We start from the raw sequence: 20,784 nt of genomic DNA on the forward strand, positions 1-20,784 counted from the left end.
ATGCAGATCGGCCTTGTTGGTCTCGGCAAGATGGGCGGCAACATGCGCGAGCGTCTGCGCAACGCCGGCCACACCGTCGTCGGCTACGACACCAACCCGGAACTGTCCGACGTGGCGAGCCTGGCCGACCTCGTTGACCGGCTCGACGCGCCGCGCACGGTCTGGGTCATGGTCCCGGCCGGCGGTCCCACCCAGCTCGTGATCGACCAGCTGGGCAGCCTGCTCAAGCCCTACGACACGGTGGTCGACGGCGGCAACTCCCGCTGGACGGACGACGAGAAGCACGCCAAGGAGCTGAGCGCGCACGGCATCGGCTTCGTCGACGCGGGCGTGTCCGGCGGCGTGTGGGGGCTGCAGAACGGCTACGCGCTGATGGTCGGCGGTGAGAAGGAGCACGTCGACCGGCTGAAGCCGATCTTCGAGGCGCTCAAGCCGGAGGGGCCGTACGGCTATGTCCACGCGGGCAAGGTGGGCGCCGGGCACTTCGCGAAGATGGTCCACAACGGCATCGAGTACGCCATGATGCAGGCCTACGCCGAGGGCTGGGAGCTGCTGGAGAAGGTCGACTCGGTGGACAACGTCCGCGAGGTCTTCCGCTCCTGGCAGGACGGCACGGTCATCCGGTCCTGGCTGCTGGACCTCGCGGTGAGCGCGCTGGACGAGGACGAGCACCTGGAGAAGCTGAAGGGCTACGCACAGGACTCCGGCGAGGGCAGGTGGACCGTCGAGGCGGCCATCGACCACGCGGTGCCGCTCCCGGCGATCACCACCTCCCTCTTCGCGCGGTTCGCGTCCCGCCAGGACGACTCCCCGCAGATGAAGATGATCGCGGCGCTGCGCAACCAGTTCGGCGGCCACGCCGTCGAGTCGAAGGAGTAGCCCGCCGTGGGGGATCTCCTTCTGGTCCGCCACGGTGAGACGGAGTGGAGCAGGTCGGGCCGGCACACCAGCCGGACCGACCTGCCCCTCACCCGGTCCGGCGAGGAACAGGCCAAGTCCCTCGCCCCGCTCCTGTCCGGCCGGACCTTCGCCCTCGCCCTGACCAGCCCCCTGCGGCGGGCGGTGCGCACCGCCGAACTGGCGGGCGTGACCGGCGCCGTACCGGACCCGGACCTGCGCGAGTGGGACTACGGCGGCTACGAGGGCGTCACCACCGCCGACATCCACCGCACCCGCCCCGACTGGTACCTGTGGACCGACGGAGCGCCGCCCGGTCCGGACGGTCACCCGGGCGAGTCGCCGGCCGAGGTGGGGGCGCGCGCCGACCGGGTGCTGACCCGGGTGGCCGCCGCACTGCCCGACGGCGATGTGATCCTCGTGGCGCACGGCCACTTCCTGCGGGTCGTGACGGCCCGCCGACTGGGGCTGGCCCCGGCGGACGGGCGGCTGTTCCAGCTGGCGACGGGTACGGTGAGCCGTCTTTCGACGGAGCACGGATGGCCCGTCGTCGCCGAATGGAACCTCCGGGCATAGCCGGTTGACATCGTGAAAACAGGCCCGCCAGAGTTGCGGCCGATGGAGATCAACGATCTGACACCGGCCGAACTGAGGGTGTGGCAGGCCTTTCCCAAGGGGGAGGCCGTGGACTTCCGCGACGCGGCAGACCAACGGACCGTACGTGCCGCGGTGTTGAGGGCCCTGCTGCTCGACGGCCCGGTGGTGAGCGGTGAGGTGGCCGCCCTCAAGGTGGCGGGCGCGCGCGTCACCGGCGTACTGGACCTGCGGTATGCGACGGTCGAGAGCGTCGTGCGGCTGAGCCACTGCCACTTCGAGGACGTTCCGGACCTCTCCGGCGCCCAACTGAAGTACCTCAACCTGTCCGGGTCCCGCCTGCCCGGTCTGGCGTCGGCGCGGATCCGGGTCGACGGCGGACTGCGACTGACGGACTGCCGGTTCACCGGGCCGGTACGGCTCGGCGGTGCGCAGATCGCCGGGGCGCTGTATCTGGAGGGCGCCGAGATCACCGCGCCCGAGGGGACCGCGGATCCGGTGCTCCAGCTCCACCAGGCGACCGTCGGGGAGGACCTGTGCGCGTCCCGGCTGCGCACGCGCGGCGAGAGTCGGCTCGACGGCGCCACGATCAGCGGCTCGCTCCGGCTGGAGGACGCCGACCTGCGTCATCCCGGCGGTTTCGTCCTCAACGCCGAGGCCCTGGAGGTGGGCGCCAACGTCCTCGGCAGACGGCTGAGCTCCCAGGGCCGCATCGACATGCGCGGCGCCCGCATACCCGGCCGGCTCGACCTGCTGAGCAGCCGGCTGTCCAACCCGGGCGGCACCGCGATGCGCGCGAGCAGCTGTGTCATCGGTGAGGTGTGGCTGCGCAGGGGTCCGCGGATCGAGGGCATGCTCAACCTGCGCCGCTCCCAGATCGAGCACCTCAACCTGGAGCCGGAGATGCTCCCGGACCAGGTCCGCATCCTCGACCTGACCTACACCTCGCTCACCCCGCATGTGCCGCCCGAGCAGCGGCTGCCCATGCTGGAGCGGGACGAGGGCAGGTTCGACCCGCACGGATACGAGCAGTTGACGGCGTCCTACCGCCGCACCGGCGACGACCACGCCGCCCGCCTGGTCCAGCTCGCCAAGCAGCGCCGCCATCGCACCACACTGCCCTGGTACGGCCGACTGTGGGGGCGGGTCCAGGACGCCACCGTCGGCTACGGCTTCCGGCCGATGCGCGCGCTGGGCTGGCTGCTGTCGCTGCTCGCCGTCGGCTCGGTCACGTTCGCGCTGCACGCGCCCGCGCCGCTGAAGCCGGACGAGGCACCGCACTTCAACCCGGTCTTCTACACCCTCGACCTGCTGCTGCCGGTGATCTCCTTCGGACAGGAGCCGGCGTTCGCCCCGGACGGCGGGCAGCAGTGGCTGTCGTACGTCCTGGTACTGGCCGGCTGGATCCTGGCCACCACGGTCATCGCCGGCGTCACCCGCACGGTCAGCCGCCAGTGACGGCCCTCGCGGTGTGCTGCGCGGCCAGCCGCACCGGTGCGTTCCGGGCGCCGTAGCCCCGGTAGCCGTCCCGCTGCACCAGCTCGAAGAAGACACGGCCGACGGTCAGGGTGTAGCAGTGCCGGAACTCGCCGTGTGCGTCACGGTCGTAGAGGATGCCGAGTTCGCGGTACGTCTCCAGCTCGCCGTCCGCGAACTCGTGCCGCGCCGCCAGGTCGTCGTAGTAGTTGGCGGGGATCGGCAGCAGCCGCCCGCCCGCCTCCCGGAACCGGCGGGCGGCCGCGACGACGTCGTCGGTGGCCAGCGCGATGTGCTGGGCGTGCGCGGTGTCGTCGGTGGGCGCGGCCCCGACGCCGAGGGCGATGCGGACGCTGCCGTCGGGGTTGGTGACGGCGCGGCTGCGCATCAGGCCGTACGGGTCGGCGACGTCCACGCTCTCCTGGGCGTGCAGGCCGAGGACGCTGCGGTGGAAGAGGGCGGCCTCGTCGTAGTGGTGCCAGGGCTGGGTGAGGGCGAGGTGGTCGATCCGGTGGATGCCGGCGGCCGCGGGCTCGTGCGCGATGTCGGCGAAGTCGGCGCGCCAGTCGGGCAGTTCGGGCCGGTCCGTGGCGCAGAAGAAGAGTTCCGTGCCGTCGGGTGCGGCGACGGCGTCGAGCGGGGCGTCCCCGGTGGCGCGGCGGCGGGGCAGGACGGGTGCCAGGAGGGCCTCGGCGCGGCGGGCGGCGCCGGTCGGGTCCGGCGATTCGAGGCCGATCGCGGCGAGGTTGGTGCCGTCCCGGCGGGCGGCGCCCGAGGTGTTGAGAAGGACCCGGGCCGCGCCCTGCTGCCAGAGGTCGACCGGTTTGCCGCGGTGGCGTGCGGTGCGGGCGAAGCCCAGGGCGCCGAGCACGGCCGCGACCGGTTCGGCGTCGGGCGTGAGAAGTTCGGCGAAGGCGACGCCGGTGGGCACGACGGGCGCGGGCGGGTCGGCGACACCGAGTTGCTCCTGGAGGACCAGCAGGGAGCGGTGGGCGTCCACGGCCGTCGGGCCGGCGTCGGCCTGGCGGAAGACGTCGTTGAAGACCTCCAGGGAGAGCGGGCCGTCGTATCCCGTGTGCAGGACATGGCGGACGAGTCCGGCGACGTCGAAGCCGCCCTGGCCCGGGAAGCATCGGTAGTGGCGGCTCCACTGGAGGACGTCCATCGCGAGCAGCGGGGCGTCGGCGAGCTGGAGGAAGAAGATCTTCTCGCCGGGGATGTCCTGGATGCCCTTGGGGTCGGAGCCCCGGGAGAGGATGTGGAAGCTGTCCAGGCAGGTGCCGAGCGCGGGGTGGTCGGCGGCCTCGACGATGCGCCAGGCGTGGGTGTACGTGTTGACGTGCCGTCCCCAGGCGAGCGCCTCGTAGGCCACCCGGATCCCGGACTCCTGGGCCAGTTCGGCGAGTTGGCGCAGCTGGTGCGCGGCGAGCGCGTCGTCGTCCACGGCGAGCGGATGGACGCTGGAGCAGACGAGCACGGTGTCCGCGCCGAGCCTGCGCATCAGCTCGAACTTGTGCCGGGCGCGCCGCAGATTGCGGGCGAACGCCTCGGCGGGCACGGCCTCGATGTCCCGCATCGGCTGGTAGAGGTCGATGGTGAGGCCGAGGTCGGCGCAGCGGGCGCGGATCTCCTCGGGGGTCAGCGGGCTCGCGAGCAGATCGTTCTCGAAGATCTCCACACCGTCGAAGCCGGCCCGGGAGGCGGCCGTGAGCTTCTCGGTGAGGGATCCGCTGAGGGAGACGGTGGCGATGGACGTACGCATGCCGGTACCTCTTCCTACCTCGGGGTTCCTACGGCTCCGGCCAGTTCGGCGATGTCCGCGAGCATGCGCGCGCCGTCCGGCTCCCGGCCCGTGAACAGGCGGAAGGCGTCGGCCGCCTGGAACACGGCCATCCCACCGCCGTCCAGGGCGGCGCAGCCGGCGGCTCGGGCGCTGCGCAGCAGCTCGGTCTCCAGCGGGCGGTAGACGACCTCGGCGACCCACAGCCGCGGGTGCAGCAGTTCGGCCGGCAGGGGCAGGCCGGGGTGGGCCGCCATGCCGGTCGGGGTCGCGTGCACGAGACCGTCGGCCCGGCCCAGCAGCGCGGGCAGCGCGTCCGGGGTGGCGCCCACCGCGCGGCCGGGGCCGAAGTGCCGGTTCAGCGCGGCGGCGAGAGCGACGGCCCGTTCGCTCAGCGCGTCGACGACGGTGACCCGCTCGGCGCCGAGCGTGAGCATGGCGTGCGCGACGGCCGCGCCCGCTCCCCCGGCGCCGAGCTGCACGACCCGCTCCAGCGGCACGTCGGGCAGCCCGCGCGCGAAGGACGCGGCGAATCCGGTGACGTCCGTGTTGTGGCCGACGGCCCGGCCGTCCTCGAAGACGACGGTGTTGACCGCGCCCAGCGCCTGGGCCTGCGGGGCGAGCTCGTCGAGGTGCGCGATGACGAGCTGCTTGCAGGGGTGGGTGATGTTCAGCCCGTCGAAGCCCAGGTCGCGGGCGGCCCGCACCAAGTCGCCCACCGCCTCGGGCGGGACGCCGAGCGCGTCGATGTCGATGAGCCGGTACAGACAGCGCAGACCCTGCCGGTCGGCCTCCCGCTCGTGCAGCGCCGGGCTGAGCGAGGGGCCGATGCCGGCACCGATCAGCCCGACGAGATACGAGTCCTTGGTGTCCTTGGCCACCGGGGGACCTCCTGAAGGCTGACTAATGTACGAACCGGTGAGTTACTAATAGCAGGCGGACCTGGGCTTGTGAAGGCCCGTCCCGGCACACGAGGCGAGCGGCCTTCTACAATCACCGGCATGACCAGCGTCGAAGAGCCGGCACGCGCGAACGGGCGGATCCGTGACGCCGCCCGCACCAAGGCCGAGATCCTCGACGTCGCGACGCAGGAGTTCGCCCGCGCCGGTTACGACGGCGCCCGCGTGGACGAGATCGCCGCCCGCACCCGCACCACGAAGCGGATGATCTACTACTACTTCGGCGGCAAGGAACAGCTGTTCACGGCCGTGCTGGAGCGGGCGTACGCCGTGATCCGGGAGGCCGAGCAGGAGCTCGACGTCGAGCATCTGGACCCGGTCGCGGCCATCCGCCGGCTGGCCGAGCTGACCTTCGACCACCATGAGCAGCACCCGGACTTCATCCGCCTGGTCAGCATCGAGAACATCCACGGCGCCCAGCACATCGCCGCCTCCGAGAAGCTCGGCAGGATCGGCTCGCCGGCCCTGGACGTGATCCGCCGGATCCTGGAGTCGGGGCAGCGGTCGGGCCTGTTCACGGCCGACGTCGACGCCGTCGACCTGCACGCGATGATCAGCGCCTACTGCTTCTTCCGGGTCTCCAACCGGCCCACCTTCGGCGCCCTGTTCGGCCGTGACCTGGTGGACCCGGCCCGGCGCGAGCACTACCGCGCGATGCTCGGCGACATGGTGATCGCGTATCTGACCGCGGAACGCACCGCGGACTGAAGTCGTACGACACCAGCTCTTGACACCCGGGAAACGTGAGCGCACGATCCCTAGCCATCCGCCACTAACTATCCAGTGGGTTAATTAGCCGCGATGGGAGCACCCCTGTGTCCGTCCCCGACACCCATGCCGGCCAGCCGAGGAAGGCGGCCATGGCTGCCTGGATCGGCAGCGCCCTGGAGTACTACGACTTCTTCATCTACGGCAGCGCGGCCGCGCTGATCTTCCCCGAGGTCTTCTTCGACGAGTCCGACCCGGCCACGGCCACCCTGCTGTCGCTGGCCACGTTCGGTGTGGCGTACGCCGCCCGGCCGATCGGCGCGCTGTTCCTCGGTCACTTCGGTGACCGGCTGGGCCGTAAGAAGATCATGGTCTTCACGCTGATCCTGATGGGCGTGTCGACGTTCCTGATCGGCTGTCTGCCCACCCGCGACCAGGTCGGCACCCTCGCCCCCGCGCTGCTGGTGCTGTGCCGGGTCCTCCAGGGCGTCTCAGCGGCCGGCGAGCAGGCCAGCGCCAACTCGATGACCCTGGAACACGCGCCACCGCACCGGCGCGGCTTCTTCACCAGCTTCACGCTGAGCGGCACCCAGGGCGGGCAGCTCCTGGCCACCCTGGTCTTCATCCCGATCGCCGCGCTGCCGGAGGAGCAGCTGATGGCGTGGGGCTGGCGGGTGCCGTTCTGGATGAGCGTCGCGGTGGCCGTCGTCGGCTATGTCATCCGCCGCAAACTGCAGGAGACACCGGCCTTCGAGCAGCAGGCCGCCACCGAGGGGGTCGCCAAGCTGCCGCTGGCGCTGCTGATGCGGGAGCACTGGGCGAACGTGCTGCGGGTGGTCGCGGGTGCGCTGGTGGCCTCGGTCAGCACGATCTTCACGGTGTGGGCGCTGTCGTACGCCACCAGCGACTCGGTCGGGATGGACAGGTCCGCCATGCTGTGGGTGGGGGCCCTCGCCAACCTGGTCGCGCTCGGCGCGATCCCGCTGTGGGCGACGCTGTCGGACCGCATCGGCCGTCGCCCGGTGTTTCTGATCGGCGCGGCCGGCAGCGCGGTGACGATGTTCCTGTACCTGTGGGCGATCTCCACCGGCTCCTACCCGCTGACCCTGCTGCTTGGCATCGTCGCCTTCGGTGTGGTCTACAGCGCCGCGAACGGCGTGTGGCCCTCCTTCTACGGCGAGATGTTCTCCACCCGGGTCCGGCTGTCCGGCATGGCCATCGGCACCCAGATCGGCTTCGCGGTCGCCGGATTCGCGGTCACCTTCGCCGCGCGGATCGCCGGCCCGAACGGCGACGACTGGTCGGCGGTGGCGCTGTTCACGGCCGCGCTGTGCGTGCCGCCGGTCGTGGCGGCCCTCTCCGCCCGCGAGACGGCGAAGGTACCGACGGAACGGCTCGGCGAGCGCGTGGCCCGGGAGGCGGCCGAACGGCAGACGGTGACGGCCTGAACCGGCACGGAATCCCCCTAGGGGGTGTGGTGAGAGTCCCGTGCGGTGCCCGCGCCCGCCGCGGCAGCGGCTGCTGTCACAGCCGGTGCGGTGAGGGTGCGTGCCGACCGCGACACAAGCCGCTGCCGCGGCGGGCGCGAGTGCTGTGCGGGACTCTCACCACACCCCTTGGTCCCCGGACGCCGTGACGGCTCCGGGGACCGGGTGTGTCAGCCCGAGACCAGCAGGTCCGTCCAGGTCCGGGCGATCCGGTCCAGCGAGAAGCCCTCCCGCACCTGACTGCGGGCCAGCTCCGCGGCGGACCTCCAGTCGTGCTCGTCCAGCACGGCTATCGCCTCGGCGATCGCCTCGGGGCTGTCATGGATCCACCGCCGGTCATAGATCTCGTCCGCGCCGGGCCACGGCAGCAGCGAAGGCACCGCACCGGAGGCCATGCCCTCGGCGGGCGCGAGGTGGAAGCTCTCGTCGTCGCTGGTGGACAGCACATGTCCGACCCGGCGCAGCCAGCCCGCCACGTCCGGCCCGAAGGTGTCGAAGACGACGGCGCCTTCGAGCAGCGGCGAGGTCTGCATCCGGCGCAGCACGGCGTCGTAGTGCGCGCGTTCCTCGGGCTTGTTCCAGATCCACCAGTACTCCCAGGGCGGCTTGGACTTGACCGACAGATGCCAGCGCGGGTCGTGGGCGCGCAGCGCCTCCAGTACGTCGAGGCCGAGGTCGAGGCGTTTGCGGCTGGGCGCGATGCCGATCATGCCGAGGCGGTGGTGGGCGCCCGGCGCCTTGGGGCGGTCGAGCTGGTCGGTGTCGACCCAGTTGGGCACGACGACGACCTTCGAGGCGGGCCAGCCGGTGTGCTCGCGGGTGCGGCGGGCGTAGTACGGGCTGACGCACACCACGCGGTCGACGGCGTCGATGTCGACCTGGCGGGGCCACGGGGCGTCCAGTTCGAAGCGGTGCAGCCGTACGATCAGCCGGCTGCCGCGCCGCTTGTGGCGGCTGTACCAGACGGCGGCCGGTCCGCACCACTCGACGACCACCACGTCGGCCCAGTCGGCGAGTTCACGACTGGCGTCCGGGTCGTGCCGGGCCAGCGCGGGCCAGGCGTCGACCCGGACTTCGAGGCCGGGCAGCGAGCGGAAGTGGTCGAGCAGGCGGGTGAGGAACTTCAGGTCGTGCCCGGCGACACCGACGCGCAGGGGCCGCTGCCGGCCCGCCACGCCGGTGGGCGGGGCGGGGAAGGCGCGGTCGAGGTGGGCGCGCCAGCGGGCGGCCGCTCCGTCGAGGGTGTACTGCCGGGCGGCCTCGCGGCAGCGGTCGGCGGCGAGGCGCCGTGCCTCCGGCTCGCGAACCGCTCGCGCCACGGCGTCTGCGGCGTCGTCGAGTGCGGCGCGTCCCGGCACGAACAGCGGGTAGTCGGTGCCGAGCAGCGCCTCGTGCGCCGGAGTGCGGTTGAGTACGACGGGCAGGCCCAGGGCGCCGAACTCAAGGACCTTGGTGGACAGTTCGAGGCTGGAGTCGAGCACCGGGTCGCGCCAGCCGAGGCCCAGGTCGCAGTCCGCGGCGATGCGCATGGCGTCCTCGCGGGGCTGTCCGCCGTGGTGGTGGACGCCGGGTGTGCTCGCCAGGGCCCGCGCCATGTCGTCCCGGAAGTCGGGATGGGCCGCGTCGTCGTGGATCTTGTCGCCGACGGTGTGCAGTTCGGCGGGGACGCCGCGCTCGGCGAGCAGCCGCGGCAGCCGGGTCATGGGCAGGGTGTTCCAGCGGGGGGCGAACTTGCCGGTGTAGACGAGCCGCAGCGGCTCGTGCGGTCCGTCCCGCTCCGGCAGCTCGAAGCCCGGCTCGGGCACGGCGGGCGGGCTGAGCACGCACTTGCCGCAGGCCTCGGGCACCCAGGTCTCCAGGAAGCAGCGCAACTCCTCGGTCTGGCACAGCAGTCGGTGCGATGCCTCCGCGATGCGGCCGAGGTCCGCGCGGGCGGCCTCCGTCATCTCGGCGGCCGACTGCGGGATGTCGGTGAGGTAGGCCCAGATCCGCCCGTCGAACACGCCGTCGGCCACGATCCGGGTGACCAGCCGCCGGCCGCGCAGCACCAGCAGGTCGCAGGGCTCGTCCTCGTCGAGCCGGGTGAGCACCTCCGAGGCCTGCACCGGCGACATCGGCCGGTCGGCGAGCCCCGGCAGCAGCCGCTCCTCGTGCGGGCGCACCAGGCCGACCCGGGGCAGCTCGGCCAGCGGATCGGTCAACCGGCCGGTGCGCACGGGCGACTTGAGCACGAGCCTGCTCTCGCAACCCGCCCGGGACAGCGCCTGCACCGTCGACTGGGCCCAGACGGCGGAGCCGTCGATGAGGTTGAGGTCGACGTCGCCGTAGACGAGCGCCCGCAGCGCACGGCTCATGGCGGCTCCTTCCCGCGTCATGACGGCTCCTTTCCGCGCACGGCGAACAGCCGGTGCCCCTGCCCCGCCCAACTGCCGGGCTCGGTACCGGACAGGTGCAGCTCGCGGCGCACCAGCAGCGGACGCAGCGACGGTACGAAGACGTAGTCGTCGGCGGCCGGCGTGTGGCCCACCGCGTCGGCGCCGGAGTACTCCTGGGCGCACATCAGATCGAGCAGCAGGGTGTCCGGCCGGTCCTCGGTGAGGTCCGTCCAGTCGGCGACCCAGGGCGCCAGGGGCCGCCCGAGGCGTACCGTTACGCCGGCGGCGGTGAGTTCGTCCAGTCCCGCCGGATCGGGCACGACGACCTCCACCGGGCGGTGCACCTGGCCGAGCACCTGGCCGACGAGCCGGGCGACATCGGTACGGTCCCGGGGCGCGGCCAGCACCGCGACGCGCCGCACGTCCAGCGGATCCGGGGCACCGGTCAGCCGCGCGAGCCGGGACAGCCGTACCCGGGTGCTGTCCGCGCGGAACACCTCGCGCAGCCGCTCCCTGCCCTGTGCGGCCGGGTCGAGCCGGGCGAGCCGTACTCCGGTGTCGGCGTCGATGACGGCGTCCCAGGCGAGCCGGCCGAGGCCGGGCGCGACGGTGGCGGGAACGTCCCGCCACAGCACGGCCGACCGCCCCAACGCCCTGGTTTCGGCGAGGAGTTCGGCGAGCGTGCGGTCGAGGTCGGGGGCCAGTCCGGTGCCGGTGAGCCACCAGGGTCCGTCGCCGACGCAGGCGCTGAGCTGTACGACCAGGGCGTCGGGGTCGGTGCGTCGCAGCAGCAGCTCGCCGTCGTGCGGCAGCAGGCGGTTGACCACGGCGTCGGCCGCGAAGTCCGCGGCGGTGGCGGGGGTGAGCACACCGGCGACGACGAGGCGGTCGCGCGGTGCCACGGTCAGGGCGCGATGGGCGAGATGGAAGCGGCCGTCGGCCGGTGCCTCCGGCTCGGACCGCGGCTTCGGCGCGTCGGCGGGCGCCGACCCGGTGGTGCGACGCCGGCCGCGCCACAGGCCGTACAGCTCCCCGGGCAGCCGTACCGCACTCCGCTTCGGCGAGCGCGCGGCCGTCACCAGGGCCTTGCCGACCCGCAGCGAGGTCGAGCCCTCCAGCATGGCCACCCGGGCCTGCAGCACATCGACCCGGTCCCGGGCGGCCCGCAGGGCGGCGGCGAGCTGCTCCCTTTCCCGTACGGTCGCGGCGAGCCGCTCGGCGAGTCCGTCCTGCCCGGAGGCCTCCCGGTTGCGCTCCGCCTCCTCGGCGGCCGCTTCGAGATCCAGTACCCGGGCCCGCAGGGAGCGGGACGCGAGGTCGGCGAACACGTACTCGTCGGCGATCCGCAGCGCCGTGGCACGGCCGTCGGAGGGGACGGGCCGGCCGAAGAAGTCGTGCGGCGGCAGGAGTTCGTCGGTGCGGGCGATGACCGCGCCCGCGTGCAGATGGACGTAGTCGAGGGGCGCGGCCCGCAGGACCTGGCAGCGGTGGGCCACCAGATGGTCGAGGAGCCGGTGGTAGGGGAGTTCCGTTCCGGCGTGCCCGAACACGATCAGCCCGCGCGCACCGGGCCGCATCCGTGCCAGTACGGCGCGACACGCGTCCTCGCCGCCGTGCAGCTCGGGGTCGGGCCCGTACGACAGGATCACCAACTCCCCGTCTGCCACGGGTTGTTGGCCGTCCTCGCGCAGGGTGACACCCGGCGGCAGATGCAGATAGGGCTCCAGGCGCAGGCCGCCGCCGGTCGCGTCCACCACCGTGGTGACGGCGTCGAGGTGCGGATGGAGCAGATCGGTCAGGCGCATCAGCGGGTCCTCGTGAAGACGTGGAAGCCGACCCGGTTCTCCCGGAAGCCGTACGGCCTGGAGAGGGTGTGCCGCAGGCCGAGCGGCTCGAGTTCGGCGCGGTAGGCGGTGAGCGGGCGGTGCACGATGTGGGCGCCGCGGGGTGTGCGACGGCCGGTGTCCTCGTCGGTGACGATCAGCCGGCCGGCGACGCGGACGAGGGAGGCGAGGTTGCGCAGCCCGGCCGCCCACTCCTCGTCGTCCGGCACGTGGAACAGGACGTCCACGCAGACCACGGTGTCGTACGGCCAGGCACTGCGCCACTCGTCGAGCGTGGCGACGGCGTAGCGCGGGCCGCCGCCCCGGTCGCGGGCGTGGTCGACGGCGGTCGCACTGGCGTCGAAGGCGTCGACCCGATGGCCGCAGCGGGCCAGGGCGCGCGCGAAGTGGCCCTTGCCGCAGCCGGCGTCGAGCACGAACAGGGGGGCGGTGGGGCTGGACAGGTCGCCGATGAGCGAGAGCAGGGTGCCGAGCCGCTGGGCGTAGAAGAGCTCGTTGCCGGCGCGGTCGAGCCCGATGTGCCCGCCCGAGGTCAGCTCGTCGTGCTCGGCGTGGCGGGCCTCCCAGTACGCCCGCGCGCTGTCGCGCGGCATCGTCCGGTCAGCCATGGCGCTCCAGCCACCCGGTGATCACGCGGGCGATCCGGCCGCCCGCCCGGCCGTCCCACAGGGGCGGTCCCTCCGGGGGCGCCGCTCCCCCGCCGTCCAGCAGCTTGCGCAGCGCGGGCACCAGTTCCCCGTGCCGGACCAGCCGGTTGGTGCCGTGGGTGACCGTGACCGGGCGCTCGGTCGTGGTGCGCAGGGTCAGACACGGCACGCCCAGAACGGTCGTCTCCTCCTGGACGCCGCCCGAGTCGGTGATCACCGCGGCGGCACCGCGCACCAGGCTCATGAACTCGACGTAGCCCAGCGGATCGAGGAGGTGGACGCCCGGCGTGTCCGCCAGGCCCGCCGCGCTCAGCGCCGCCCGGCCGCGCGGGTGCAGCGGTACGACGAGGTCGAGGTGGCGGGCGGCGTCGGCCAGGACGCGGGCGGCGGCCGCGGCGGACTGGGGGTCGTCGACGTTGGCGGGCCGGTGCAGGGTGACGACGCCGTAGCGCTCGGGCAGCCGGTGTGCGGCGCGGGCGCCGGCCGCGTCGAACTGCTCCAGATGGGTGAGCAGGGTGTCGATCATCGGGTTGCCGACGAGGTGGATCCGCTCGGCGGCGACGCCCTCGCGGGCGAGATGGCCGACGGCCTCGGGGCTCGTGGCGAACAGCAGCTCCGCCAACTGGTCGACCAGACGCCGGTTGACCTCCTCCGGCATCGCCATGTCGAAGCTGCGCAGGCCCGCTTCGACATGCGCGACCGGGACGCCGAGCTTGGCGGCGACGAGCGCGGCGGCCAGCGTCGAGTTCACGTCGCCGTACACCGTGACCAGGGCGGGGGCGCGGGCGGCGAGCTCGCCCTCCAGGGCGACCAGGAGGTCGGCGGTCTGGCGGGCGTGGCTGCCGGAGCCCACGCCGAGGTCGGTGTCGGGTCGGGGCAGGCCGAGTTGCCGGAAGAAGATGTCCGACATGCGTGCGTCGTAGTGCTGGCCGGTGTGGACCAGCACCTGGTCGCAGCCTGCCGCGCCGAGGGCGGCGACGACCGGTGCGGCCTTGACGAAGTTCGGCCGGGTGCCGACGACGTGGAGTACGCAGCCGTTCATGGTGCTTCACCGCCTGGGTCCGATGGCTCGGTCAGGAATATCTTTGCCATATGTCCAGAAATGTGCCGCTTGCCCTTAGTCTCGCCGCCTCGGTGGCCGTTGGCGAACTGCGTCAGGATCCGCGGCGGGCGGCGCTGCTCGCGGTGCGGCTGCTGCCGGGAGGCGCGCGGCGCCGGCTGCGGCCGTTCGAACGGCGGGTCGCCGGGCGTGCTCGTGCCGCGGGGCCGGTGGCGACACCGTCCGCCGCCCGGGTGCCCGCACCCACGGGCCGACCGTTCCGTCCCGTGCCCGATCGGGTGCTCCATCTGGTCACCAACGGGCTGCCGTTCCGGCACGCCGGTTACACCGTGCGCACGCAGAAGCTCGCCGAGGCCCAACTGGCGGCCGGGCTCGACCCGCATGTCGTGACGCGGATCGGGTTCCCGGTGACGGCGGGCGTGCTGGACGCCCGCCCCACGCAGTACGTGGGCGGGGTACCGCAGCACCGGCTGCTGCCGCCGCGACTGCCGTACGGGCAGGGCCCGGCGCTGGCGCGCAACGCCGAGCTGGCCGCACGGCTGGTGGAGCGGCTGCGGCCCGCCGTACTGCATGCCGCGTCCGACCACGGCAACGGGCGGGTGGCCCTCGCCCTGCGGGAGACATTCGGACTTCCGGTGGTCTACGAGGTGCGGGGCTTCCTGGAGGAGACGTGGCTGACGCAGGCGCCGGGCCGGGGCCGGGACGACGAGACGTACCGGGCGCGGCGCGCCCTGGAGACGTACTGCATGCGCGAGGCCGATCTGGTGCTGACGCTGGGCGAGGCGATGAAGGCCGAGATCGTGGGCCGGGGGGTGCCGGAGGAACGGGTGCTGATCGCGCCCAACGCCGTGGACGACGACTTCCTGGCCCCGCCGCCGGACGGAGCCGCGCTGCGTGCCCGGCTCGGCATCGCCGCGGACGAGCTCGTCGTGGGCACGGTCGGCAGTCTCACCCCGCTCGAGGGCATCGGCACATTGCTCCATGCGGGTGAAGAGCTACGGCGGCGTGGTGTGCCGCTGCGGTTGCTGATCGTCGGGGACGGGCCGGCGCGTCCGGCGCTCGAGCGACTGGCCGCCCGGCTCGGCCTCGACGACGGGACGGCACTGTTCACCGGTCGCGTGCCGCATTCCCAAGTCCGGGAATTCCACGCCGTGTTGGACGTGTTCGCGGTGCCGCGCACCGACGAGCGGGTCTGCCATCTGGTGACTCCGCTCAAGCCCGTCGAGGCGATGGCGAGCGGTGTTCCGGTGGCGGCCAGTGACGTCGCCGCGCTCCGGGAACTGGTCGAACCGGAGGTGAGCGGGAGGCTGATCAAGGCCGAATCACCACATTCCTGGGCTGATGACCTCGAAATACTCCTTTACAGTCGAAAACGGCGCGCTGAGTGGGGAGCAGCAGCCCGCGCGATGGTCGCGCGTGACCGCACCTGGAAGCGGGTCGCCGCCACAACCCGTGAGGCGTACCGCACCCTTGGCAGCCTTGATGCGGGGTGAGTCCCTATGCAGGTCGAACAGACCGGACCACTCGGGGAAGCAGAACGGCCCGACCACGTGGATCTCGCGGTGATCGGGCTCGGTTACGTCGGACTGCCGCTCGCGCGTGAGGCGGCGTCGATCCGGCTGAAGGTGCTGGGCCTCGACCGCGACCCGCGGGTCGTGGAAGGGCTCAACACCGGGCACTCCCATGTCGACGACGTCTCCGACGAGGACGTCCGCCGGATGCTGGCGGCCGGGTTCGCGGCGTCCACGGACGACGCCTGTCTGGCCCGTGCGCAGGCGGTCGTCATCTGTGTGCCGACCCCGCTCGGCAAGGACGGCGGGCCCGACCTGGGCGCGGTCACCTCGGCCGCGCGGACCGTGGCGCGCCGGCTGCGGCCCGGACAGCTCGTCGTGCTGGAGTCGACCACCTATCCGGGGACGACCGAGGAGGTCGTACGGCCGCTCCTGGAGGAGTCGGGGCTGCGGGCCGGCGTGGACTTCGCGCTGGCGTTCTCGCCCGAGCGCATCGACCCCGGCAATACCGCACACGGCCTGCGCACCACGCCGAAGGTGGTCGGCGGCTGCACCCCGTCCTGTGCGGCGCGGGCGGTCGCCTTCTACGGCAAGCTCGTCGACACCGTCGTCCAGGCGAAGGGCACGCGCGAGGCCGAGATGGCCAAGCTGCTGGAGAACACCTACCGGCATGTGAACATCGCCCTGGTCAACGAACTCGCCGTGATCAGCCACGAGTTGCATGTCGACCTGTGGGACGCCATCCGCTGCGCCGGCACGAAGCCCTTCGGGTTCCAGGCCTTCCGGCCCAGCCCCGGAGTCGGCGGGCACTGCATACCCATCGACCCCAACTACCTGTCGTACAAGGTGCGTTCGTCGCTCGGCTACGAGTTCCGGTTCGTGGAGCTGGCCCAGGAGATCAACCGGCGGATGCCGGAGTACGTGGTGCGCCGCGTCCAGGACCTGCTGAACACCGCGGGCCGGCCGCTGCACGGCTCCCGGGTGCTGCTGCTCGGGGTCACCTACAAGCCGGACGTGGCGGACCAGCGCGAGTCGCCGGCGGTGCCGGTGGCGCGGCTGCTGCGGGAGCGGGACGCCGAGGTCTCCTTCCACGATCCGTATGTGCGGCTGTGGTCGGTGGACGGGGTGAGCGTCCCGCGTGTCCCCGACGTCATGGCGGCGGTGCGCGAGCACGAGCTGACCATCCTGCTGCAGGACCACTCGGCCTACGACCTGCCGGCCCTCGGCGACGCGGCCCGGCTGCTGTTCGACACCCGGGGGCGGATCCTCCGGCCCGGGGTCGAGGTGCTGTGACCGGCCCCTTTCTCGCGGCCGTCGTTCTCGGGGCAGTCGTTCTCGGGGCAGTCGAAAGGTACGTGCTCTGATGCGGATACTCGTCGTCACCGTCGTCCACCACCCCGAGGACGCGCGGATCCTGCACCGGGAGATCGCCGCCCTGCGGCAGCACGGCCACCGGGTCGTGTACGCCGCTCCCTTCGCCGCTCGGGAAGTGGCGCCTCGACCGTACGTCGAGGGCATCGACCTGCCGCGGGCCGCCGGCCGGGACCGCCGGTCGGCGCTGCGCGCGGCCCGCGCCCTGCTGGCCGAGCGGGGACCCCAGGCCGACGTCGTCCTGCTGCACGACCCGGAGCTGCTGCTCGCCCTGCCCGGCACCCTGCGCCGCTGGCGGCGCGACGGGCACGCACCGGTCACCGTGTGGGACGTGCACGAGGACACCGCGGCGGCGCTGGTGATGAAGCGCTGGCTGCCCCGGCCGCTGCGGCCGCCGCTGCGGCTGGCCGTACGGGCGGCGGAGCGGCTGGCGGAGCGGCAGCTGCGGCTGCTCCTGGCCGAGGACGCCTACCAGCGGCGCTTCCGCCGCCCGCACCCCGTGGTCGCCAACCTCGCGACGGTGCCGCCGGAGCCGCCCGAGCCGCCGGGTGACGAGCGGGTCGTCTACCTCGGGCACCTGTCGCGGGCGCGGGGCGCGCCGGAGCTGATCGAGACGGCACGGCTGCTCACCCCGGACTTCCGGGTCGAGGTGATCGGCGGGGCGGACCCCGACATGCGGGGCCCGCTCACCGAGGCCGACCGGGAGGGCGTGCTGCGCTGGCACGGCTATCTGCCCAACGACCGCGCCCTCGCCCTGCTCTCCGGCAGCGTGGCCGGCCTCTCCCTCCTGCGCGACCAGGCCAACTACCGCCACTCACGGCCCACCAAGGCCGTGGAGTACATGGCACACGGTGTCCCCGTGGTGACCACGCCGACCCCGCTCGCGGCCGAGCTGATCGAACGCTACGGCTGCGGCCTGGTCGTCCCCTACGAGGATCCGGCCACCGCGGCCCAGGCCGTACGGCATCTGCGCGCCGACCGCCAGCTGCGCCGCCGCGCGGCCAGCCGCGGCTGGGAGGCGGCGCTCTCCGACCTCAACTGGGCCGATCGGGCGACGGAGTTCGTGATGTGCCTGGAGTCCTGGGCGAAGGAGGCGTCCGCGAGCCGGACTACGGCCGGGCGTTCGACCAGCCCCGCCGGCACAGCACCAGCCGGTAGCCGTCCGGGTCCGCGATCGTGACGCCCCATTCGTTCCAGTAGGGGTTGGGTGAGGGGACCCGCTTGCCGCCGTGTTCCTCCAGCCGGGCGACGACGTCGTCCGGCACGCGGCCGTCGACGTAGACGACGAGAAGGTCCTCCTCGGTCGGCCGGGGTTCGACGGGGTGGGCGGGCTCGTGGACTGGGGGTGTGTTGAAGGTCCCGTGCGGTGCCCGTGGTGTTCGGTGCGTGCCCTCGGCGTGCCGGACGAAGGCCCTTGTAGCGGAGCTACTTGGGCCTTTGGCCGGTGCGGCGAGGGTGCGTGCCGGGCGCCGCGGGTGCTGTGCGGGACCTTCAACACACCCCCTGGTTCCAGATGCCAGTCGGCGTCCGGCCAGCCGAGCATGAGCAGATCGTGCCCACCGGGTTCGGGGCCGCCCTCCGCCCGCCACACCACACCGAGTCCCAGCCCCTCGCCCCAGAAGCGCTCCGCCGCGGCGAGGTCGCGGGACGGGCGGGCGATGCGGATGTGACTGCGGCCGTTGAGCGGCATGGTGCCCTCCATTTGGCGTCCTGTGCTGCGTCGATCCGCTCGGCAGCGTAGGCAGGTCAAGTGCGCCCAGGCCATCGGCCTTCAGCCCTCCGCCCCGCGCCCTAAGCCCTCCCGCCTGTCGCACTCCCCGTTGACAGGTGACGTTTCACGCAAGAACATCGGCCGGAACGAGCAGAAAAGAACAGCGCTGCGGCACAGCGACCCATGGCTCTCCCGTTCTCCCGCAGAAGGACATGAGTGGTGCGCATCTTTTCCCGCAAGTTGGGCCGCCTGCTGGCCTGCGCCCTCACGGTGGCGCTGCTGCCGTCGACCGCCCAGGGCTCACCGGAGTCGGACGCGACGACAACGGTCTCCGAGTCGCGTGGCACGGTGACCCTCGACACCCCGGGCTACTCCGTCTCGATCTCCGGCCGCACCGGCGGCCAACTCGCCCTGACGACCCGGAGATCGGGCCGCACCGTGCTGGCCACCGGTCCCGAAGCCCTCCGCTTCCGCACCGGCGACACCTGGCAGCACACCACGCGGCTCACCGACTGGAGCTGGCGGGGCGGCGTGCTCACTCTGACGGCGGACACCACCCTCGCGGGCGCCCGGATCGAGGCCCGTCTGACCCCGGCCCCCGACCGCTACCGACTCGACTGGGACGTCACCGGCGCCGAGGCCACCGAGCTCGGCCTCACCTACGACCTCTCCTCCGCCGGCCACTGGTACGGCCACGGCGAGACCGCCACCACCTCCGACGGCCCGTACACCGACCAGCCCTGGCCGCTGGACGCGGGGCGGGTCGAGGCGGAGGACTTCAGCGCGGCGTCGTACCAGATGGTGGACCCCTTCTGGTTCACGGCGAGTTCGGCCGGCCTGTACGTCGACACCGGCGACACGATGGACGTGTCCCTCAACGCGGCCGGCGACGGGCTCGGCCGCTTCACGGTCGAGTCGGGGTCGACGTACCGGGCGACGGTGTTCGTGGAGTCGACCCCGCGCGCCGTGTACCGCGACTACATCGGCATCGTCGGCAAGCCGCGCCAGAGCGACGCGACCTACGAGCAGTACGCCAAGCCGCTGTGGAACTCCTGGGCGCAGTTCTACACGAAGGTCGATCAGGAGAAGATCCTGGACTACGCGACCGACCTGCACGACAACGGACTCGAGGGTCACACCGTCCAGCTCGACGACAAGTGGGAGTCGAACTACGGCAACATGACCTTCGACCCGAAGGCCTATCCCGACCCCAGGGCGATGTCCGACCGGATCCACGACCTCGGCTACGACTTCGGCCTCTGGGTCACCCTCTGGATCAACCTCGACTCGACGAACTACCGGTACGCGGCGGACCGCGACTACCTGCTCCGGGACGCCGCCGACCCCACCAAGCCCTGCACGGTCACCTGGTGGAACGGCACGGCCGGCATCGTCGACCTCGCCAACCCCGAGGCGAGGGCCTGGTACCAGGGCAACCTCCGGAAGCTGATGGACACCTACCGGGTCGACGGCCTGAAGTTCGACACCCGCTTCTTCGACGACCACTGCGCGGGCCGCGACGGCCACACCCGCACCGACTACCAGCGCCTGGGCTCCGAACTCGCCGACGCCTACGACCTCCAGGGCGCCGGCATCCGGGTGCACTGGAGCAGGGCAGCGCACGAGTCCGGCTTCGTCACCCGGCAGATCGACAAGGGGACCGGCTGGAACTCCCTGAAGGCGTCCGTCACCCAGAACCTCGCCCTGTCCACGATCGGCTACCCCTTCGTCGAGACGGACATGATCGGCGGCTCCCTCAGCCAGCCCGCCCCGACGAAGGAGGTCCTGGTGCGCTGGGCGCAGTCGGCGTCGTACATGCCGCTGATGTACGCCTCCATCTCCCCCGTGGACACGATCGACCCGACGACGGGCCAGAAGGTGGACTACGACGAGGAGACCGTGGCTCTGTACCGGGAGTCGATCGCCCGTCACGAGCGACTCGCGCCGTACATCTGGGACCAGGTCCAGCACACCCTGGAGACCGGCGACCCGATCATGCGCCCCCTGTTCTTCGACTTCCCGCAGGACGAGGCGGGTTACACGATCGACGACGAGTGGATGCTCGGCCCTGCGGTGCTCGCGGCGCCCAACCTCACCGCGTCCGCGTCGCGCGACATCCATCTGCCGCCCGGCACCTGGTACGACGTCAGCCGCGGCCGGACGATCAAGGGCCCGGCGACACTCGAGTCGTACCCGACCCCGCTCGCCGTCACTCCCGCGTTCGTGAACCTGCGCGCCAAGGGCGCCGACCGGGCGCTGCGGGCACTGCGCTAGCTGTACTCGGCCGGGAGGTTGGTGACACGCCCGCTACCGGTTGTTGATCATGGAGGGACCTCCGGGCGTAGTGGAGATTGCCGTCTTCAC

The 20,784-nt window shown here is 72.5% G+C and carries 15 protein-coding genes and 2 pseudogenes; 9 read left to right on the forward strand and 8 right to left on the reverse strand.

Annotated elements, in window-relative coordinates:
- The 3 genes from gnd to IM697_RS29350 are packed head-to-tail and all read left to right on the forward strand — an operon-like array spanning position 1 to position 2,949.
- The gene (gene gnd, locus IM697_RS29340) at positions 1-879 is read left to right on the forward strand and encodes a phosphogluconate dehydrogenase (NAD(+)-dependent, decarboxylating) (protein WP_194039105.1); all 879 of its coding nucleotides are present in this window, start codon (positions 1-3) and stop codon (positions 877-879) included.
- A gap of 6 nt (positions 880-885) precedes the next feature.
- A complete protein-coding gene (locus IM697_RS29345) occupies positions 886-1,473 on the forward strand; it encodes a histidine phosphatase family protein (RefSeq protein ID WP_194039106.1) in 588 nt (195 codons plus the stop codon).
- Positions 1,474-1,515: 42 nt separating this feature from the next.
- Positions 1,516-2,949 carry a pentapeptide repeat-containing protein gene (locus IM697_RS29350; RefSeq protein WP_194039107.1) on the forward strand — a complete coding sequence of 478 codons (1,434 nt, stop codon included), beginning with the start codon at positions 1,516-1,518 and terminating at the stop codon, positions 2,947-2,949.
- Here IM697_RS29350 and IM697_RS29355 read toward each other — a convergent pair.
- Both IM697_RS29355 and IM697_RS29360 read right to left on the reverse strand, forming a co-directional pair.
- The gene (locus tag IM697_RS29355; RefSeq protein ID WP_194039108.1) at positions 2,936-4,729 is read right to left on the reverse strand and encodes a bifunctional sugar phosphate isomerase/epimerase/4-hydroxyphenylpyruvate dioxygenase family protein; all 1,794 of its coding nucleotides are present in this window, start codon (positions 4,727-4,729) and stop codon (positions 2,936-2,938) included. The two genes, IM697_RS29350 and IM697_RS29355, sit on opposite strands and share 14 nt — an antisense overlap.
- Positions 4,730-4,743: 14 nt before the next feature.
- Positions 4,744-5,628 carry a shikimate dehydrogenase gene (locus tag IM697_RS29360; protein WP_194039109.1) on the reverse strand — a complete coding sequence of 295 codons (885 nt, stop codon included), beginning with the start codon at positions 5,626-5,628 and terminating at the stop codon, positions 4,744-4,746.
- A gap of 120 nt (positions 5,629-5,748) precedes the next feature.
- On the opposite strand from IM697_RS29360, the gene IM697_RS29365 reads away from it, so the two are divergent.
- Positions 5,749-6,414 carry a TetR/AcrR family transcriptional regulator gene (locus IM697_RS29365; protein ID WP_194039110.1) on the forward strand — a complete coding sequence of 222 codons (666 nt, stop codon included), beginning with the start codon at positions 5,749-5,751 and terminating at the stop codon, positions 6,412-6,414.
- Positions 6,415-6,521: 107 nt separating this feature from the next.
- On the forward strand, positions 6,522-7,862 hold the full coding sequence (locus IM697_RS29370) for an MFS transporter (RefSeq protein WP_194039111.1): 1,341 nt from the start codon (positions 6,522-6,524) through the stop codon (positions 7,860-7,862).
- A 209-nt stretch (positions 7,863-8,071) separates the two neighbouring features.
- Here the strand turns inward: IM697_RS29370 and IM697_RS29375 are convergent, their stop codons facing one another.
- The 4 genes from IM697_RS29375 to wecB are packed head-to-tail and all read right to left on the reverse strand — an operon-like array spanning position 8,072 to position 13,809.
- On the reverse strand, positions 8,072-10,276 hold the full coding sequence (locus IM697_RS29375; protein WP_228044218.1) for a glycosyltransferase: 2,205 nt from the start codon (positions 10,274-10,276) through the stop codon (positions 8,072-8,074).
- A complete protein-coding gene (locus IM697_RS29380; RefSeq protein WP_194039112.1) occupies positions 10,273-12,081 on the reverse strand; it encodes a hypothetical protein in 1,809 nt (602 codons plus the stop codon). The genes IM697_RS29375 and IM697_RS29380 overlap by 4 nt, the downstream gene beginning before the upstream one ends.
- On the reverse strand, positions 12,081-12,728 hold the full coding sequence (locus tag IM697_RS29385) for a class I SAM-dependent methyltransferase (RefSeq protein ID WP_194039113.1): 648 nt from the start codon (positions 12,726-12,728) through the stop codon (positions 12,081-12,083). Before IM697_RS29385 ends, IM697_RS29380 begins: the two co-directional genes overlap by 1 nt.
- Entirely contained in the window at positions 12,721-13,809 is a 1,089-nt protein-coding gene (wecB, locus tag IM697_RS29390; RefSeq protein ID WP_194039114.1) for a non-hydrolyzing UDP-N-acetylglucosamine 2-epimerase, read from the reverse strand. The genes IM697_RS29385 and wecB overlap by 8 nt, the downstream gene beginning before the upstream one ends.
- Positions 13,810-13,871: 62 nt before the next feature.
- Here wecB and IM697_RS29395 point away from each other — a divergent pair, with 62 nt between their 5' ends.
- The 3 genes from IM697_RS29395 (at position 13,872) to IM697_RS29405 (ending at position 17,889) form a co-directional block, all read left to right on the forward strand.
- On the forward strand, positions 13,872-15,320 hold the full coding sequence (locus IM697_RS29395; RefSeq protein ID WP_228044219.1) for a glycosyltransferase family 4 protein: 1,449 nt from the start codon (positions 13,872-13,874) through the stop codon (positions 15,318-15,320).
- Positions 15,321-15,326: 6 nt separating this feature from the next.
- Positions 15,327-16,631, forward strand: coding sequence for a nucleotide sugar dehydrogenase (locus tag IM697_RS29400; protein ID WP_194039115.1), 1,305 nt, complete (start codon positions 15,327-15,329; stop codon positions 16,629-16,631).
- 70 nt (positions 16,632-16,701) lie between these two features.
- Entirely contained in the window at positions 16,702-17,889 is a 1,188-nt protein-coding gene (locus IM697_RS29405) for a glycosyltransferase (protein ID WP_194039116.1), read from the forward strand.
- Here IM697_RS29405 and IM697_RS46015 read toward each other — a convergent pair.
- Both IM697_RS46015 and IM697_RS46020 read right to left on the reverse strand, forming a co-directional pair.
- Positions 17,819-18,049, reverse strand: a pseudogene (locus IM697_RS46015) (VOC family protein); the annotation flags it as partial. The gene IM697_RS29405 and the pseudogene IM697_RS46015 overlap by 71 nt on opposite strands.
- Before the next feature lie 165 nt (positions 18,050-18,214).
- Positions 18,215-18,399, reverse strand: a pseudogene (locus IM697_RS46020) (VOC family protein); the annotation flags it as partial.
- 240 nt (positions 18,400-18,639) lie between these two features.
- On the opposite strand from IM697_RS46020, the gene IM697_RS29410 reads away from it, so the two are divergent.
- Complete coding sequence (locus IM697_RS29410) at positions 18,640-20,694, forward strand: glycoside hydrolase family 31 protein (RefSeq protein WP_194039117.1); 2,055 nt, start codon at positions 18,640-18,642, stop codon at positions 20,692-20,694.
- Positions 20,695-20,784: the final 90 nt, after the last annotated feature.

This window comes from Streptomyces ferrugineus (assembly GCF_015160855.1).
GTDB classification, from domain to species: domain Bacteria; phylum Actinomycetota; class Actinomycetes; order Streptomycetales; family Streptomycetaceae; genus Streptomyces; species Streptomyces ferrugineus.

Coding starts and splice junctions, on each gene's coding strand:
- IM697_RS29365 (WP_194039110.1), top strand. CDS start 5,749: ATGACCAGCGTCGAAGAGCCGGCACGCGCGAACGGGCGGATCCGTGAC.
- IM697_RS29385 (WP_194039113.1), bottom strand. CDS start 12,728: ATGGCTGACCGGACGATGCCGCGCGACAGCGCGCGGGCGTACTGGGAG.
- IM697_RS29355 (WP_194039108.1), bottom strand. CDS start 4,729: ATGCGTACGTCCATCGCCACCGTCTCCCTCAGCGGATCCCTCACCGAG.
- IM697_RS29350 (WP_194039107.1), top strand. CDS start 1,516: ATGGAGATCAACGATCTGACACCGGCCGAACTGAGGGTGTGGCAGGCC.
- gnd (WP_194039105.1), top strand. CDS start 1: ATGCAGATCGGCCTTGTTGGTCTCGGCAAGATGGGCGGCAACATGCGC.
- IM697_RS29405 (WP_194039116.1), top strand. CDS start 16,702: ATGCGGATACTCGTCGTCACCGTCGTCCACCACCCCGAGGACGCGCGG.
- IM697_RS29400 (WP_194039115.1), top strand. CDS start 15,327: ATGCAGGTCGAACAGACCGGACCACTCGGGGAAGCAGAACGGCCCGAC.
- wecB (WP_194039114.1), bottom strand. CDS start 13,809: ATGAACGGCTGCGTACTCCACGTCGTCGGCACCCGGCCGAACTTCGTC.
- IM697_RS29375 (WP_228044218.1), bottom strand. CDS start 10,276: ATGACGCGGGAAGGAGCCGCCATGAGCCGTGCGCTGCGGGCGCTCGTC.
- IM697_RS29380 (WP_194039112.1), bottom strand. CDS start 12,081: ATGCGCCTGACCGATCTGCTCCATCCGCACCTCGACGCCGTCACCACG.